Origin of the sequence: Bartonella taylorii 8TBB (assembly GCF_902825155.1) — a bacterium.
Lineage (GTDB): Bacteria > Pseudomonadota > Alphaproteobacteria > Rhizobiales > Rhizobiaceae > Bartonella > Bartonella taylorii_A.
The window spans coordinates 17,095-33,788 of sequence record NZ_CADEAG010000004.1 but is presented as its reverse complement, the minus strand read 5'-3'; the positions used below and the strand labels follow the sequence as shown (position 1 = coordinate 33,788).

Sequence of the window (16,694 nt, the reverse complement as noted above, 5' to 3'; positions counted from 1 at the left end):
AGCAATACTACAATCCCAATATTATCTAGTTCTGACATTATCGGGATTGTATGCAAGCCATCATACCTTAGGTTAATTATAGGTTGGTAAATTCGCGGGACCTTTAATAATCTGGATTAAGAAAGGTTGCTCTCTTGTAGCAGTTGGTGTTGTTTGTGCGATGAAATCAAATATTTGGCCATTTTGTAGACCATAGTTAGCTATTTTAGTAACCTGATTATTTTTATTGAAGTAGATAGCCAAAACTTTACGATCAATAATTTTAGTTTTCATAAACTGCATCGCACGGTAGCGAGTTTGTGAGATATAATAGAAGACCTCATTATCATATTTTGTTTTTAAGGAGGGGGTCCCTAAAGTTAAAATAACTTGCTCCTGACTTGATCCAACAGAAATAGAACCAAGAGCATTTTTATCAAGGATGTAACCTTCTTGGTAGATTTGGCTTGTACCTGAAGAATCAAAAATACTACAACCGGCGATTACTACCATGCTGGCTATTAATAGACCAATCAATAACTTCTGTTTGATTAAGGCCACTATGTGGGGCTCCTGAAACAATGATATCTCCCTTATACTTAGATATACGACAAGAAGGTAACCTCAATTTTTTTCATTTTAACTTAATCTGCCATAGCTTACATTGAGTTTCCCTGTTATAAAACGGATTATGCCATACAGAATTTCTTTAGAAAAGAGAAAAATGAATGAAATGTACTTTGGCTAAATAAAAGTGCAGTATATTACACCCTTTTGTATTTGGGAGTTGTCAATGAATGTTCAAAATGTTTCTCAAATAACATTTGCTTTGGCTTATCCAATATCAGTACGTTCCCTTCCTGCCAAAGGTATAAGGGTTCATATTTGTGCAAACCAGCGAGAATGCGCTCATTTAGCTAAGAATCATGATTTAGTTAAGGTAAAGTCTTGTGAGGGAAAATTCCATATTTTCCCGTGGAAAAAGCGTGGGGTACGTATAAAAGGTCTATTGCGGGCGCGTATAATACAGTTATGTGTTGTCACGTTAGAACCACTAGAAAATATTCTCCATGAAAATATTGAGGTTGTTTTTGTTCCTGAAGATTCAAATTTGATGAAGCCAAAAATATCGGAAAATACAGGAGAATTGTTTTTAGATGTGGAAGGGCTAGATACGCCAGAAGTGTTTTATGGTGATAAAATTGATATTGGTGCAGTTATGGAAGAATTTTTTGAGTTGTCCATTAATCATTATCCGCGTAAAGAGGGGGTAAAAATATGTGTGCTGGAAAATTTGGAAGAAACTGAGCAAAAATTATCGCCGTTTTCTGTTTTGAAAAGTTGGAAGCGGTTGTAAAAACATAAAAAGATTATCTATTGTATAGCATTATAAAAACGGTATTTTCTGCGGAGCTATTTTCGCACGGTATGCTTTGTGGTTGTTTAATAGTAAAAAATTGTAATATGCATTTAAAAGCGTAAAAAGATGTGGGATATGCGAACGTGATTAGAATTTCTGTGGATGTAATGGGCGGTGATTATGGTCCGGAAGCAACTATTGCAGGAGCAGCAATTGTACAAAAATATTTGTCCGATATTTATTTTCTATTTTATGGGGTAGAGAAAGTTGTTAAGCCAGTTTTAAAAAAATACCCTTGTTTGGCTTCTGTGTCGCGCTTCTATCCCACAGAGAGTTATACACGTATGGATGAGAAGCCAAGCCAAGCACTTCGTAATGGGCGCGGTAAATCGTCAATGTGGTATGCAATTGAAGCAGTAAAAAATGGCGAAGCTGATGCTTGCATTTCTGCGGGCAATACTGGTGCACTTATGGCAATGTCTTATTTTTGTTTAAAAATGATGGCAGAGGCTGAGCGTCCTGGGATTGCTGGTATTTGGCCAACCCTTCGCAGTGAGAGTATTGTTTTGGATATTGGGGCAACGATTGGGGCTTCTGCTAGCCAGTTGGTTGATTTGGCGGTTATGGGGGCAGGTATGTTTCGCGCCTTATATCATACTGAAAGACCAAGTGTTGGACTTTTAAATGTGGGTGTTGAAGAGGTTAAAGGCCTTCATGAAATTAAAAAAGCTGGAATGATATTGCGTGAAGTGCAATTAGAAGGATTAGAGTATAAAGGATTTGTTGAAGGGAATGATATTGGAAAAGGAACAGTGGATGTTGTTGTAACAGAAGGATTTGCTGGTAATATTGCTTTAAAAACCGCAGAGGGAACTGCGAGGCAAATAGCAGAAATCTTAAACTCCGCACTGCGCAGTTCTTTTTTAACATCTCTTGGTTACTTTTTATCGCGAAGTGCTTTTCGTACGCTGAAACGCAAAATGGATCCAGATAGGGTGAATGGTGGAGTGCTTTTAGGTTTGAATGGTGTTGTCATAAAAAGTCATGGTAGTGCTAATGCTAACGGTTTTGCTTCTGCTATCCGCGTTGGTTATGAGATGGTTAATAATGGACTTTTGAAAAAAATAACAGCTGATTTACGACGCTTTCATGAGAATAAAGAAACACTTCTTGATCAAGAAGATGAAGCGTCGATAAATGGGGAGTCCCTATGATAAGCTTTTATAATATAAGTAAGAAATATGAAGAAAAGGTTGGGGACGAATGATTCGATCCGTTATGCGTGGTGTAGGAAGTGCCTTACCAAAAAAAAGCTTATCGAATGATGAAATTGCGGAGTTTGTTGAAACATCTGATTCATGGATTGTTCAGCGTACAGGAATACGCCAACGTTATATTGCCAATGAAAATGAAACAACTGTTTCTTTAGGAGTTGAAGCAGCACAAGCAGCACTTATAAATGCTGGACTTACAATAAAAGATATTGATTGTATTATTTTAGCAACATCAACACCAAATCGTACTTTTCCTGCTTCTGCTGTTGAAATTCAGCATGCTTTGGGAATGAGCCATGGATTTGCTTTTGATATTCAAGCTGTTTGCTCAGGTTTTATTTTTGCTTTAACAATAGGAGATAGCTATTTACGCTGCGGAGCAGCAAAAAGAGTTTTAGTTATCGGATCTGACACATTCTCTCGAATTTTGGATTGGCAAGATCGCACGACATGTGTTTTATTTGGTGATGGTGCGGGGGCTGCTGTTTTGGAGGCACAGGAAAATGAAGGGAATGTTGCCTCTGATTGTGGCATATTGTCCACGAAATTGCGCTCTAATGGTGCGTATATTGATAAGCTGTATGTGGATGGAGGCCCTTCAACAACGCAAACAACGGGCTATTTACGCATGGAAGGACGAGAAGTTTTTAAATATGCAGTTGGTATGATAACAGATGTGGTTGATGATTGTTTTGCAGCGGCAGGTATAGATTCTTCACAATTGGATTGGTTTGTGCCTCATCAGGCTAATAAACGTATTATTGAAGCATCAGCTAAGAAATTGGGAATTTCTTTAGATAAAGTTGTGATTACCGTTGATCAACACGGTAATACATCTGCAGCTTCGGTGCCGTTGGCTTTAACAACGGCTCTTTGTGATGGAAGAATTAAAAAAGGCGATCTCATTATGCTAGAAGCTATGGGAGGTGGATTTACGTGGGGGGCAATTCTTATTCGTTGGTAGATTATAGGCGCTTGACCATATTTGAATAAAACGTATAAGTCATTTTGTAATTTTAAATATTTGAATAGGTGGTTATAATGACAAGTAAAACAGTAACGCGTGCAGATTTAGCGAGCGTAGTTTGTAAGAGAGTGGGCTTGTCACACACTGAATCAGCAGCTTTGGTTGAGATGGTTTTGGACGAAATTTGCAATTCACTGGTGAAAGGTGAAGCAGTTAAGTTGTCTTCTTTTGCAACCTTTCAAGTCCGCAATAAAAGTGAACGCGTTGGACGTAATCCTAAAACCGGTGTTGAAGCACCTATCCCACCGCGACGTGTCGTAACATTTAAGGCTGCAAATTTACTTAAACAAAGAATTTTAGATTCGCATCGTGCAAGACAAAAAAATAATATTGTATAAATTAAGTGCTGTTACTGTGTCTCGTATTTGTTAAAGAGATTTAAATAAGATAAGAATTTGGAATCTTGTTTTAAACAAACAGCTTTTTAGTTAAAATGTAATCAAGTATGGTCCTATTTTTGACTAATCTTGTTGAGAAATTGAAACTTGATGGATCATTATAGAATCATTTGTAGTGTTTTAGATAAGGTGTTGCAAAATGGATAAGAGCTCTGATGCTTTTCGCACAATTAGCGAAGTAGCCGAGTTATTGGAGCTTCCACAGCATGTCTTAAGATTTTGGGAAACACGTTTTAGGCAGATTAAACCAATGAAGCGTGGTGGTGGGAGGCGCTATTATCGTCCAGTTGATGTTGATTTGCTCAATGGTATTAAACAGTTACTATACGAGCAGGGTTATACAATAAAAGGTGTGCAGCGTCTTTTGAAAGAGAATGGTGTTGCTTTTGTTACTGCATTTGGTAATGGTGATCTTGATGCCATGAATGTCGTGATAGAAAAGAAATATGCAGAACAAACTTCTGAATCTACTAGCAGTAAGCCTAGAAAGTCTTCTTTTGGGCTTTTGAGTTTCATGAGAAGTGAAGGGGAAGCATCTATCGGTTCTGTTAATGTTTACAAAGACAAGACTGATAAAGCATTGTTGCAGGAAACACTTTTTGAACTCATTGAGTGTAAACGAGTGCTCGACAGAGCACGATAACAATGCTCTCCTCTCTTTATAGTTTTTTCATCTTTTAGTGTCCGTTAGGTGTTTAGTAAACGACGCAAATCTGGTGCTGTTGCTTCATCTGTGAGTTGTTTAATTGCTTCTTCTATAGACAAAAAGACTTGATCCGTGCTTCCTAAACGGCGCATGTTTACGCTATTTGTCTCAGCTTCACGTTTGCCACATACCAAAATTATGGGAACTTTTTGTAAAGAATGTTCTCGTATTTTATAGTTAATCTTTTCATTACGCAGATCTGATGTGACAGAAAGCCCAACAGCTTTAAGTTTTGCCGTTATTTTTTTTGCATATTCATTGGCTTCTGATGTAATTGTTGCTACAATCACCTGTTCAGGCGCAAGCCAAAGCGGCATATGTCCAGCAAAATTTTCGATTAATATACCAAGAAAACGTTCCATTGATCCAAAAATAGCGCGATGAATCATAACAGGTTGACGTTTTTCTGAATCTTTATCAATATAAAATGCACCAAAACGTTCAGGAAGATTAAAGTCTATTTGTGTTGTTCCACATTGCCATTCACGACCGATAGCATCCTTTAATGTGTATTCAAATTTTGGACCATAAAATGCACCCTCACCTAGAAGGATACTTGTCTTGATTTGTCCTGAGAATTTTGTTTCAATAATTTTAAGGACGGATTTCATAATATTTTCTGCGTGGTCCCATAATGCGTCAGATCCAACTCGTTTTTCTGGGCGCGTTGAAAGTTTAAGACTAATTTCTTCAAATCCAAAATCAGCATAAGTAGATAAGATCAAATCATTAATACTGAGACATTCATCGGCTAACTGCTCATCTGTACAAAAAATATGTGCATCATCTTGTGTAAAGCCACGTACACGCATCAGACCATGGAGAGAGCCTGAAGGCTCATAGCGATGGACAAGACCGAATTCAGCAAGCCTTATAGGTAAATCGCGGTAAGATTTTAAACCATGTTTAAAAATCTGTACATGACCAGGGCAATTCATTGGTTTAAGAGCATAAACATTTTCATTATCCCAATTATCAGCTGCTGGAATTGCTTTGAACATATTCTCCTTATACCACCCCCAATGACCAGATATTTCCCAGAGTGATCTGTCGAGAACTTGCGGTGCATTAACTTCAGCATATTGATGATCATCAAGACGTCTGCGCATATAGTTGATCAAATTTTGGAACATTTTCCAGCCTTTTTTGTGCCAAAAAATCATTCCTGGTCCTTCTTCTTGAAAATGAAATAAGTCCATTTCACGTCCCAAGCGGCGATGATCACGTTTTTCAGCTTCTTCTAGCATGTGTAGGTAGGCTTTTAAGTCATTTTCGTTCGCAAATGCTGTACCATAAATCCTCGTTAACATTGGATTATTGGCATCGCCACGCCAATAAGCCCCTGCAACTTTCATCAGCTTGAAAGCATTTCCAATTTGTCCAGTAGATTGCATGTGTGGGCCGCGGCAAAGATCAAACCAATCACCTTGATAGTAGATTTTTATATCTTGATTTTCGGGGATGCTATCAATAAGCTCAACTTTATAAAGTTCACCTTTTTCAGAAAAAATTTCTCTAGCTTTTTCACGGGACCAAATCTCTTTTTTGAAAGGTTTATTGCGTTGAATAATTTCACGCATTTTCTTTTCAATGATGGTGAGATCATCCAATGTAAAAGGTTGTTGACGTGCAAAATCATAATAAAAACCATTTTCAATAACAGGACCTATTGTTACTTGCGTTTCAGGAAAAAGTTCTTGTACTGCTTCAGCTAGGACATGTGCACAATCATGACGTATGAGTTCAAGAGCACGTGGATCTTCTCGTGTAATAATTTCTATTTGTCCAGATTGTTCTAAAGGATCCGAGAGATCTCGAACGCTTCCGTTAAGGTTATAGGCGACTGCTTTTTTTGCAAGCGATTTAGAAATTGATTCTGCCAATTCTAAACCAGTCATTTTAGTGGGGTAATCATGTTTTGAACCATCGGGAAATGAAAGAGAAACAGAGTACGACATAAAACACCCCTTTAATCCAATTCCGCCAACGATTGCGGATGGTCTTGTGAAAACTTAGTAATAATCAGTTAAGGTCAATAGTCTGACTTTTTATCAATACATATGAAAAAAGAAAAGAACTATTTGTTATGTTTTATAGAAATTTTCCAGTAACGCCAAGGTTTATAAAAACAACAAGAGTTTCCAAGAGAGGTGGGGACAGGATCAAATCCATATGTTCCAAATGGACCACAACGCATGATACGAAAAAGCCCCATCCATGCACCAGCCCATAGTCCATGGCGTGCGATCGCTTCATAAGTGTATTCTGAACAGGTTGGAGCATGGCGACATTGATTTCCTATAAAATTAGACAGTGTTATTTGATAAAAACGTATCAAGAAAATACCAAGTAATCGTCCAGGTGTTTTTTGCCAAGGGCCCGTATAATTTCGAGTTTTTCTCTTTTTTCGTTGAGGCTGTGATTTGAGCATTTATTTTTCTTCAATTTGTTGAATGCAATCTAAAGTCGCATCAAAGGGAAGCATTGTTGATGTGTGACGTGCTTTATAGTTCTTAATGGGCTGTAAGCAAGAAAATGCTTCAAATGGAGCTTGAGGAGGAGGCCCATCTTTCGTTAGCATATGATAGACAACTTCACGTAACATTTTAAGATTTTGTGTTGTTTGCCCTATGATATGAGATGCTAAAAGTGAAGCCGAAGCTTGTCCTAGCACACATGCATGCACTTCATGGGCGAAGTCTGTAACGATGCAATCTTCTACTTTTAGATCTACAGTGACTGTTGAACCGCAGAGGTGTGCGTGCTTTTTTGAAGTTGCATCCGGATTATTAAGATGTCCGATTCTGCTTATATGCGCGGCATATTCAAGTATTTTATCACTATAGATATCGTTAATCATGAGCAATTTCCTGAAATTTCGAGAGTCGTGATTGTTTAAGCTTTTAATTCACTTATATAGAGATTATACAAAATGAAGTAGATATGTGGCAAATGCTTTGTAAAGGGTAAGCTTGGAGTTTTTAAATGCATAATGTTATTAAAGGAGATACAACAGACCCGTTTTTATCTGGGAAAAGGCGTCCTAGTTCTGAAGAGGTGGAAGCAGCGATTCGTACATTACTTTTATGGGTGGGGGAAAATCCAAATCGAGAAGGGCTTCTAGATACTCCAAGACGTGTAGCTAAAGCATATCGTGAGCTTTTTATAGGTTATAGCAAATCGGTTGAAGAGATCTTGGGCACAGTTTTTGAAGAGGTTTCAGGATATAATGAATCGATAATAGTAAAAGATATCTCTTTTTATTCACATTGTGAGCATCATATGATTCCAATTGTTGGTAGAGCTCATATCGGATATCTTCCAGATAAGAAGGTTGTTGGTCTTTCAAAAATTGCGCGCGTGGTAGACGTTTTTTCTCGTCGTTTACAGACACAAGAAGCTATGACAGCTCAAATAGCTCATGCTTTAGAAGAATATCTTGAGCCTCGTGGTGTTGCAGTATTGGTTGAAGCTGAGCACATGTGCATGGCTATGAGAGGGATCCAAAAGCAAGGTGCTACAACGATTACAACAAGTTTTCATGGTTGTTATGAAAAAGATCAAGGTATACAGGCTCATTTTATAAAGATGGTTCAAAGGCTATAGTAGAACCTTATTTGGAGGTTTACATTAAGTTATAGGCCATTCAAGTAAAATAAATCATGGTAAAGTGAAAATAGGCTTGTACCTTGCTTTGTGATTTGTTAAAGCCAAGACACAGAGATGTTTTGCTTCACTACATGCGGTCGTGGCGGAATTGGTAGACGCGCAGCGTTGAGGTCGCTGTGGGGCAACCCGTGGAAGTTCGAGTCTTCTCGACCGCACCATTTGAGTTCTTTGTAACGAAAATGAATTGTATTAATTTTAGGGAAGATTCTGTTTTGTGCATTGTGACTGGGATTTTCTTTTTGTATTATTCGTAGTGTGTTTTAAGTAATGGCTTCATTTCAGATCGGTGGGAGGTATTTTTTTCTATAAATTTTAAATGATTAATCTTTTCAAGAGAGCTGAGTGGTATTGTAATGAGAAGTACAATATTTTTAAGGTATTTAGTATTCTTTATTTGCATTTCTTTATTAACGGCATGTAGCCAGTCACGTGCTGTACTTTGGCATGGGGTACATGCAACACCATCTATGGTTACAGTACAAAGGGAAGTGGAAAGCAAGCCAATTCTTCCGAAAGCTATTGTACCGGTGTATGTTGCAACAAGTCGTATGATGCAAAACAACTATTCTCAGCCTTATGGAGCAGAGCGATCAAATAAAGTACATTATAATCGCATTGATGTAGGAATCCCTCAGCAACATGTGAAGGGTGTTGTTGAAATAAACGCGTACAAACCCACTCATGATAAGTATTTTGCAGCAGTGGCGCTGCAAAAATATGATGATAAAGAGCAATTTAAGCAGCAATTAAATTCAGATTTAGCAAAAAAGCCAAAAGGAAAAAGAGAAATTTTCCTTTTTATTCATGGTTATAATAATAATTTTGCAGATGGTACATTTCGTACAGCTCAGTTTACATACGATTACTCTTTAAATGTTGTCGCTGTACACTATTCATGGCCCTCTGCTGGATCAGTACCTCTTTATATTTATGACCGTGATAGCGCCAATTTTGCGCGTGATGGACTCATAGAGCTTTTGACACTCATCAGCGAAACCGATGCTGATCAAATTTCTGTTATTGCACATTCTTTGGGAAATTTTGTCATAATGGAGGCATTTAGAACTCTAGCATTACAGGGAAAATATAAACCTATTCGCCGTATTACAAGTTTGTTGATGGCCGCGCCAGATATTGATATTGATGTGTTTGAGCGTCAACTCAATGATATTAAGAGATTGCCTCAGCCAACAGCCATTTTGGTATCTCGAGCGGATAAAGCTCTTGCTTTTTCTGGGCGTCTTACAGGTGGTCATCATCGTGTTGGAGATGGTTCAGATATTGAAATGTTGCGCAAAAATGGTATTGCTGTTCTTGATTTCTCTCATATTGATGGTGGGGCGCACAATGTTTTTGCGTCTTCGCCAACATTGATGGCTCTTTCTCGAGAAGGTTCTTTAGCTTCAACAATTATGCAGGGTACAGAATTGTCACCTAGTCAGGCACTTCTTGCTGATAGTAGCAGTGTGTTGGAAAAAACAACGCATCTTATCCTTTATACACCTGTACGTTTATTATCTCCATTAACTCGACATTAAGTGTGAAAAGAGTAAAGTTTTTTCATTCAAATATAAATGAATGAAGAACAGTATTTTTTAGCACTTTCTTTAGAATGGTTTTGTAAAATAAAAGATAAATAGCGGGATGAATATAAAAACCAGTCATTAGGTGAGTTTATGAGATGGTTGCACGAAAGCACTATGCCGATACGCCTACATTAGTTGATTATTTATCTCATTCCGCAGTTCAGTTATTAGATATTCATACTATGCTTTTAAAGGCGAGAGAAGGTAATATGGGGGAAAAACCAAATTTATTGCATAAAATTGATTCCACAAAAAAACAGTTGGATGAGATAAGTCACGCTCTTATTTTAGAATATCGTAAACGCCAAGAAAATGAGCGCTTTTTAAAACAAATTTTGCTCTCAATTTCCGATCAACTTTTTTCACTTAATAATGGTTTCAAAGAAACCGGACGTCTTTTTTTCCAAGAGATTAGAATACTTCAATCTCAGATGCAATGTGTTTATGAGGGAAGGGAGAAGCAAAATTTATTAGATAGCCAAGCTTCTTTTTATTCTCCATCAAAAATTGATGAAGTCATTAAGCAATTACAAAAAGCACGAAAAAAGCTTATTGTTGAAAGTCCACACCTCTTTGAAAAAGAATATTCAAGTTCAGAAAAAAATTTGAATAAAACACGTTAATAAAAATATTTTCAATTTTATAGAAAACAGTACAATATATGATTAATTTACATAAAAAGTTTTTGATTTTTTTAGACATGAAATATAGGTTCATCGCTAATCCTTTAAATATTTTGCCACAACAGAATTCAGAAAAATTAGCAGATTCTAATATAGATTTAGGGGGGCTGGGAGTCACTTGCTTGAGTACCAATTCTGAAACTTCGACTAGAATCCAACGAGATCAGTTAGAGGCATCATTAAATGTAAAAGTTCGAGCCGAGTACAGTAGTGAAGAAGCCGGTTTGATGGCATATGAATGTGCGAAAAGAAACTACCACTTCTTGAGGCATAATACGCATATTGAGCTGATTACTGATAACAATAATGATTTTGGCAGGATTATTGGTACGTTACCATGGAACATACTTATGCCTATAATCTGCTGTGGCCAAAGTAACTTTGGGCAATGGCATGGGCAAATAGCTGAAAGTTAATGTTGGGCTGGAGAAAAGTACCACTGTGGGTCGTCCTATAGACGAATAAAGAATATACATGGAAGAATAGATGATGCATTTATGAGTATAAGTAATAGAAGAAGAAGTTAATAAGATACGGATTTTAACAGTTTGGAAAAACAGTACACCTATCAACAAAGCGATGTAATGCATTAAGAACTTTACGAATGGAATGTGTCAGCTTTTTCACTAAAACATAGATGTTGAGCTGGTCACTGTAGATCATATTCCCCCTCTGGATAAACTCAAAAGACGATATTCTTTAACAATATAAAAAAACAGCTTAAGTTTTAGGGAAAATTCAATGCATTCATATATGGTTGCGATTATCTATAACGAAATGCATCTTTTTCTAGAAAGAGTGCACGCTACACTTATAAAAAAAAACTTTAATACAGAGTTTATTCACTGGTCAAAAATCAGAATATTAGCAGCTCCGAACGAAGTCACCTCAAATCTTGATGAATTTGATGCTATTTTTATGGACCGCTTGGCAGAATTTAGGTGTTCTTATCACTCCCAATTTATACAGCTTGCAAATCTACCTTCAGTCAACGACGCGATAATTAACCAACCATTGTCTTATCAATTAGCTCGCGATAAAGCTCTTACAGCAATCTACTTGGGTAAGCTTGGTTTTCCAATCCCAGAGACTCATATATTCCAAAGCTTAGACCAATTCAACGAGTTTCTATTAAATAAAGATATAGCTTTAGTGGCTCAATCAACATTGGGCTTTTGCTCGAATGAAGTACAGATATTTGCAGCAAAAAATCCACCTCTGGATGAAATAAAAAAATGGTTAAACCGTGATGGACAATTTATAGTTCAATCTTTTATTGAAAATCCGAGTAGATTTATTTGGCGATGCGATATTGTCAGCGGCGAAGTTAAGGTTTGTAATAAAAGGTATGCTTTTAATTCCGGTGGATTATACCCAATTTGCAATGGTACACATGGAGGACATATTGAGATTTTGCCTCCAGAAAAATTTGATAATCTCGCTACTGCCTTGGCTATTGATGCCGTTAAGGCTCTTGGGCTTGATACTGCAGGCGTAGATATAATAGAAGGGGCAGGGGAGAATTTTTACCTTATTGAAGTTAACCCAGAGCCAGACATTTTAATAGATCGATTTGAGTTTTCAGATGCGATTGCAGAATTGTTAATGAATAAAGTCCGAAAGGTAGCTTGATGGTTAAGATGAATAATCAACAAACTCTGGTTGATGTAAGGGATATCTCAAAGGTTTACAAAAGTCAGAAAGCCTTCTGGGATTATTTTCTTCCCTCAAAGAGGCAAGAAAATAATGATAAATATGCATTAAAAAACGTAACGCTTCAGTTAAGAGCTGGAGAGTGTTTAGGACTTTTGGGCCCAAATGGAGCAGGAAAATCCACATTAGTCAAAACAATTTGCGGCTTACAAAAAGCTGATTGCGGCAAGGTTAGGGTGTTGGGTTCTTCCCCTTCACATCGCGATTATGATTTCTTAAGAAGAATCGGCGTTGTTTTTGGACATAAGTCTAGCCTATGGTGGGATCTGCCTGTTAAAGACAGTTATGCTGTATTACAGAAAATCTATGATATAGATCGTAAAAATTTCATGTTAAAGCTGGAAGAGCTTACGCAAGCTTTGGGTCTGTCTTCAATACTCAATAGGAAGGTTCGAAATTTAAGCCTTGGGGAAAGGGTAAAATGTGAAGTTATTGCCGCCCTTATTCATGACCCCGACTTACTGATATTAGACGAGCCGACTGTTGGGCTGGATATCCTATCCAAATATGAGTTGCGCAAATATCTTCACAGTCTTGTTAAGCAGCAAAATAAAGGAATTATCATAACAAGCCATGATATGGCGGATATAGAACATTGTGCTTCTAGGATTGTTTTTCTCAAGGAAAGTGAAATTATTTTTGATGGTTCTGTTAGTACAGTATCAGAAAAAGTTGGCAATTTTGTAACAAGCTCACTTGTTGTACAAGAGCGCCCACTTTCGGATGATTTTATTGAACAAGTCAAGGCAGCTGTTGATCATATTTCAACTCAAGGTAAAATAATTTCAAAAGCCATGACGCAATCGAAAATGGAATGGCTGATTGACGCAGATATCAAAGATAAAATGTTTGAATGTTTACAAAAGCTTGTCATGGATCAGCCAAATATCTTAATTCAATTTTCTCCGCCTTCTCTTGAAGACATTTATTTAAAACAATTTAAGGACAGGGAGAAGCAAGAATGCGTTTAAAACCTTTCCTGATGCTAAAGACAGTGCGGCTATATCTTGGTTGTGCAAAGCTATTCGCTTTTATCGCCGTCAAGGAGATCCTTATTGATAAATATATGCTCATAATCGATCTATTATTGGCAACGAGTATTCCTTTTATCACGCAATATATTATTTGGCACTATATTTACGCAGGCAATGCGGAGGAAAGTGTAAGCGGGTATAATTTTCAGCAATTAATGTTCTACTTTGCAATTTCTATAGCATTCTGGCGGCTTAACAATTCTTACAGTGTGATTGAATATTTTGCACGAAACATTCAAGCTGGTGAACTCGAACCCCGTTTACTTTGGCCTATACCCATTCCGGTTCAAAGATTTTGGGATTTTTTGGGTGGTGCTATTATCTATGCATGGCCAATTATTATCATTGTGGCTGTTTGTTTTTTTCTTTTTGAAGTCGAAACTATAAGCCCCTTCTATTGGTTCTGGACGATTATCTATATCATAGAGACACAAATATTGTGTTATTTAATTGGCCTTTTTATGGCTCTTAGCACATTTAAATTTGTTCGGCCTGATTTTCTTTTAGCGCTGTTATCTGCGCTGCAAGGCATATTAGGCGGGACCATGTTGCCCCCAAGTTTTTGGCCTGAAACTATAGCACCTATCATGTTTTATAATCCGTTCAGATTTATCATCGCCGCACCCGCTGAACTGATTATCGACCCAAATATTGGTAATCTAATCTCATATTGTCTTCAGTTAAACTTGTATATGTTTGTATTCATTGTTCTTTGCGCAATTTATTGGAAAGTTGTTATGACTAAATATGAAACAGCAGGAGGTTAAAATTATGGGAAAATTTCTAGCTTATGTTTCAAATAGTTTAAAAAACTCCAGCGCCTATAAAGCCAATCTCGTGGGGTACATTGCCTTAACATTTATCGTGACCTTTATTAGATTATTATATGCTGATTCCATTTATCAAAATACGAGCTCATTAAAAGGATGGACGCTAGAAGAATTTAACGGCCTTATTTTTTTTATGTTAGTGATATCATTATTACTAAACACTTTTGCTTCATCAATAAATAATTTTTTTTATGCGCTTCTTTCAGGAAAATTAGAGCCGCTCTTAATGCAGCCAGTTCCACTTGTTTATCATATGTTGTTGCGATGGGCGAATAATAATAACTTACTAATACTCTTTAGCTTACTGATTTTAGATGCATTGTATGTTAATATGCCCAAATTGGATTTCACTCTGCTGTCTATAACAATTACTTTGTTGACAGTTTTTTTTACTGTCATTTCCAATCTGGCTTTTGTAACGTTTCTGCATTCTATTTCACTTTTAAGCCAAAAATATCTTCCTGTTGAATATATACATAGCGAGATGTTCAAACTCAATCTATTGCCACCACATCTATTTAGCATGGTGAGTTTGATAGCTATAATCTCTCTTGTGCCCTCATTGGTAGGTGCGGGCGTAACTGTAACGGCATTATTAAACCCATATTCAAGTTTAATATATTATTATTGGCTTTCAACTGTAATCTGTGTCGTTATTGCGTGGCAATTCTTTAGAGTTTTAATGAAAAAACGAGTTTCACTTGGCGGGTGAGGGGACTATGGCAAAAACAAAAGGTTTAATTTTTCCAGTAATTCTCGTAACGAGCGAACGGATGAAGGCTGAAGTAGAAGATATCGTAAAGAGATATACTCACCTAATCGGCGAGTATATTATAATTCAAGAACGTTACAATCAAACTTCTAGCACCCCTCAAAAAAACTGTATCCAGATTAGTGATATGGAAAATATTGAAATTTTAAAGAGCTTAGCTGTTAAAATCACTGACAGCTTTAAGCCTACACACATTGTTGCTATGGAAGAGTTTGCAGTTTCAAGTGCGTATTATCTTGAAAAATTTTTCAAACTAGAGCCAAAGCTAAGCTTAGAGCGAATGCTAAGGTTCAGAAATAAGGCTATGATGGCGGAGAAAATCAGCAAAACCGGAAAACTTGTTCAACCTGTGCAATATACAAAAGAAGACGTATTCAATAACCGTACTACGTATCCGATTGTAATAAAACCCATAGATCAAGCAGCTTCAATTGGGGTCATGTTATGCAAAAATCAAAACGAAGCATTAAATGCTCTTAAAAAGATATCAGATCCTATAATACAAGAATATATTAGTGATAACCTATATCATATTGATGTCTTGGTAGAAAACACTAAGTGCATTTTCTATTCTGTAGGATGTTACCAAGAAAATGCTGGTTATGGGGCTATTAATGGTGCTCCTCTGGTTTCTATAATTGAAACAGACAGACAAAAGCTGCTTCGGTGGAACGAGTTTATTACAGAAGCCATCGAAACTTTTAATCCTCCAAATGGCGCGCTTCATATTGAAGCGTTTTATCGTGATTCAAGTCCACACCTATTTCTAGAAATTGGGTTGCGTCCAGCAGGTGGTTTAATTCCGATGATGATTAAAGCTTCTTCAGATATTGATATAATTGAGGGACATTTCTTACTTTCTATTGGTGTGAGTGTAGAAGAAAAATACGCTAAGCCTAGATTAAAAGCTGCTTCATTAATTCACTTTCCCAAGCTACCGAATAATATTTCACAGATTAATGTTGAAAATATTTTTTTACCAGAAACAGGCTATAAATCTGAAGTTTATTATATGAAAACAGCTTCAGTAGGCGAAAGTGCTACCGCTGAAATGAGCTACTCCAATACTCTAGCAGATATTATTTTTACCTCAACAAACCCTCAATCTGTAGTAGCTGATACCCAGCATGCATTATGTAAATTTTCTGTAAATACCATTCATAAAGATTTCAATTTCAATGTAATGGTTAAAGCGGGTATTGAGACAAGCGACGTATTGTTTCAAATGCAGAAAGCCGCTTTAGAAGATGGGTTTATTTTACCTGGATGGAAATTATTGGTATCCTCGTTCATTTTCGAAAAACATCAGACTCAAGCTCTAGCACGTGATTTCTACTGTCTATATAAGATGATATTTTCTTTAAAGGATAAGCTATTTTCAGGAAGTCAAAAACAGTGGTTTAAAAATTTAGGATTAAGTGACCAGTTAATTTCTGTATTGCAGAGATTCAAGATACAAGGTGATTGTATCCCATACCGTTGGGACTTTTTTATTTCAGGTAATCAGATAAAAGTGATTGAATTGAATACTGGCTTAGCTCTAGGGGGGCATATGCCAAAAGAAGCTTCAAGAGCTGAAAAATATTCTAGATTGCAACGGTAACGAAACTTGGGTTCATCCTTTATTTGGATTGGCAGACTATCTAAAAAATACACGCATAAA

General features: G+C 36.8%; 18 protein-coding genes and 1 tRNA gene. 15 read left to right on the top strand and 4 right to left on the bottom strand.

Annotation, left to right across the window (positions count from 1 at the left end; translation table 11 throughout):
* Positions 1 to 72: 72 nt before the first annotated feature.
* The gene (locus J7R13_RS04270) at positions 73 to 492 is read right to left on the bottom strand and encodes an outer membrane protein assembly factor BamE (RefSeq protein WP_208437718.1); all 420 of its coding nucleotides are present in this window, start codon (positions 490 to 492) and stop codon (positions 73 to 75) included.
* Positions 493 to 772: 280 nt separating this feature from the next.
* Here J7R13_RS04270 and J7R13_RS04265 point away from each other — a divergent pair, with 280 nt between their 5' ends.
* From J7R13_RS04265 to J7R13_RS04245, 5 genes are all read left to right on the top strand, one after another.
* Positions 773 to 1,336, top strand: coding sequence for a YceD family protein (locus J7R13_RS04265; RefSeq protein ID WP_208437626.1), 564 nt, complete (start codon positions 773 to 775; stop codon positions 1,334 to 1,336).
* Between the two features lie 146 nt (positions 1,337 to 1,482).
* Positions 1,483 to 2,553, top strand: a complete 1,071-nt coding sequence (gene plsX / locus J7R13_RS04260; RefSeq protein ID WP_208437625.1) for a phosphate acyltransferase PlsX — start codon at positions 1,483 to 1,485, stop codon at positions 2,551 to 2,553.
* A 49-nt stretch (positions 2,554 to 2,602) separates the two neighbouring features.
* On the top strand, positions 2,603 to 3,577 hold the full coding sequence (locus J7R13_RS04255; RefSeq protein WP_208437624.1) for a beta-ketoacyl-ACP synthase III: 975 nt from the start codon (positions 2,603 to 2,605) through the stop codon (positions 3,575 to 3,577).
* A gap of 77 nt (positions 3,578 to 3,654) precedes the next feature.
* Entirely contained in the window at positions 3,655 to 3,978 is a 324-nt protein-coding gene (locus tag J7R13_RS04250) for an integration host factor subunit alpha (protein WP_208437623.1), read from the top strand.
* A gap of 199 nt (positions 3,979 to 4,177) precedes the next feature.
* Positions 4,178 to 4,681 (top strand): MerR family transcriptional regulator, encoded by a 504-nt coding sequence (locus J7R13_RS04245; RefSeq protein WP_004858866.1) that lies wholly within the window; start codon positions 4,178 to 4,180, stop codon positions 4,679 to 4,681.
* A gap of 44 nt (positions 4,682 to 4,725) precedes the next feature.
* Here J7R13_RS04245 and thrS read toward each other — a convergent pair whose 3' ends face one another.
* The 3 genes from thrS to J7R13_RS04230 all read right to left on the bottom strand — a co-directional run bounded on the left by thrS (position 4,726) and on the right by J7R13_RS04230 (position 7,604).
* Positions 4,726 to 6,702 (bottom strand): threonine--tRNA ligase, encoded by a 1,977-nt coding sequence (gene thrS, locus J7R13_RS04240; RefSeq protein ID WP_208437622.1) that lies wholly within the window; start codon positions 6,700 to 6,702, stop codon positions 4,726 to 4,728.
* A 119-nt stretch (positions 6,703 to 6,821) separates the two neighbouring features.
* Positions 6,822 to 7,175, bottom strand: coding sequence for a membrane protein insertion efficiency factor YidD (gene yidD / locus J7R13_RS04235; RefSeq protein WP_208437621.1), 354 nt, complete (start codon positions 7,173 to 7,175; stop codon positions 6,822 to 6,824).
* Complete coding sequence (locus tag J7R13_RS04230) at positions 7,176 to 7,604, bottom strand: iron-sulfur cluster assembly scaffold protein (protein ID WP_208437620.1); 429 nt, start codon at positions 7,602 to 7,604, stop codon at positions 7,176 to 7,178.
* A gap of 125 nt (positions 7,605 to 7,729) precedes the next feature.
* Here J7R13_RS04230 and folE point away from each other — a divergent pair, with 125 nt between their 5' ends.
* From folE to J7R13_RS04180, 10 genes are all read left to right on the top strand, one after another.
* Positions 7,730 to 8,350, top strand: a complete 621-nt coding sequence (gene folE / locus J7R13_RS04225) for a GTP cyclohydrolase I FolE (RefSeq protein ID WP_208437619.1) — start codon at positions 7,730 to 7,732, stop codon at positions 8,348 to 8,350.
* A gap of 136 nt (positions 8,351 to 8,486) precedes the next feature.
* Positions 8,487 to 8,571: transfer RNA gene (locus tag J7R13_RS04220), tRNA-Leu, on the top strand.
* A gap of 195 nt (positions 8,572 to 8,766) precedes the next feature.
* A complete protein-coding gene (locus J7R13_RS04215) occupies positions 8,767 to 9,951 on the top strand; it encodes an alpha/beta hydrolase (protein WP_208437618.1) in 1,185 nt (394 codons plus the stop codon).
* Between the two features lie 143 nt (positions 9,952 to 10,094).
* Complete coding sequence (locus J7R13_RS04210) at positions 10,095 to 10,622, top strand: hypothetical protein (protein WP_208437617.1); 528 nt, start codon at positions 10,095 to 10,097, stop codon at positions 10,620 to 10,622.
* Between the two features lie 38 nt (positions 10,623 to 10,660).
* Positions 10,661 to 11,098: a hypothetical protein gene (locus tag J7R13_RS04205; protein ID WP_208437616.1), complete on the top strand. Its 438-nt coding sequence runs from the start codon at positions 10,661 to 10,663 to the stop codon at positions 11,096 to 11,098.
* A gap of 337 nt (positions 11,099 to 11,435) precedes the next feature.
* Entirely contained in the window at positions 11,436 to 12,314 is an 879-nt protein-coding gene (locus tag J7R13_RS04200; protein WP_246786279.1) for an ATP-grasp domain-containing protein, read from the top strand.
* On the top strand, positions 12,314 to 13,366 hold the full coding sequence (locus J7R13_RS04195; protein ID WP_208437615.1) for an ATP-binding cassette domain-containing protein: 1,053 nt from the start codon (positions 12,314 to 12,316) through the stop codon (positions 13,364 to 13,366). The genes J7R13_RS04200 and J7R13_RS04195 overlap by 1 nt, the downstream gene beginning before the upstream one ends.
* Complete coding sequence (locus J7R13_RS04190; protein WP_208437614.1) at positions 13,357 to 14,196, top strand: ABC-2 family transporter protein; 840 nt, start codon at positions 13,357 to 13,359, stop codon at positions 14,194 to 14,196. The genes J7R13_RS04195 and J7R13_RS04190 overlap by 10 nt, the downstream gene beginning before the upstream one ends.
* A gap of 4 nt (positions 14,197 to 14,200) precedes the next feature.
* A complete protein-coding gene (locus J7R13_RS04185; RefSeq protein WP_208437613.1) occupies positions 14,201 to 14,971 on the top strand; it encodes an ABC-2 family transporter protein in 771 nt (256 codons plus the stop codon).
* A 7-nt stretch (positions 14,972 to 14,978) separates the two neighbouring features.
* Positions 14,979 to 16,634 (top strand): ATP-grasp domain-containing protein, encoded by a 1,656-nt coding sequence (locus J7R13_RS04180; protein WP_208437612.1) that lies wholly within the window; start codon positions 14,979 to 14,981, stop codon positions 16,632 to 16,634.
* The last annotated feature ends 60 nt before the right edge of the window (positions 16,635 to 16,694 follow it).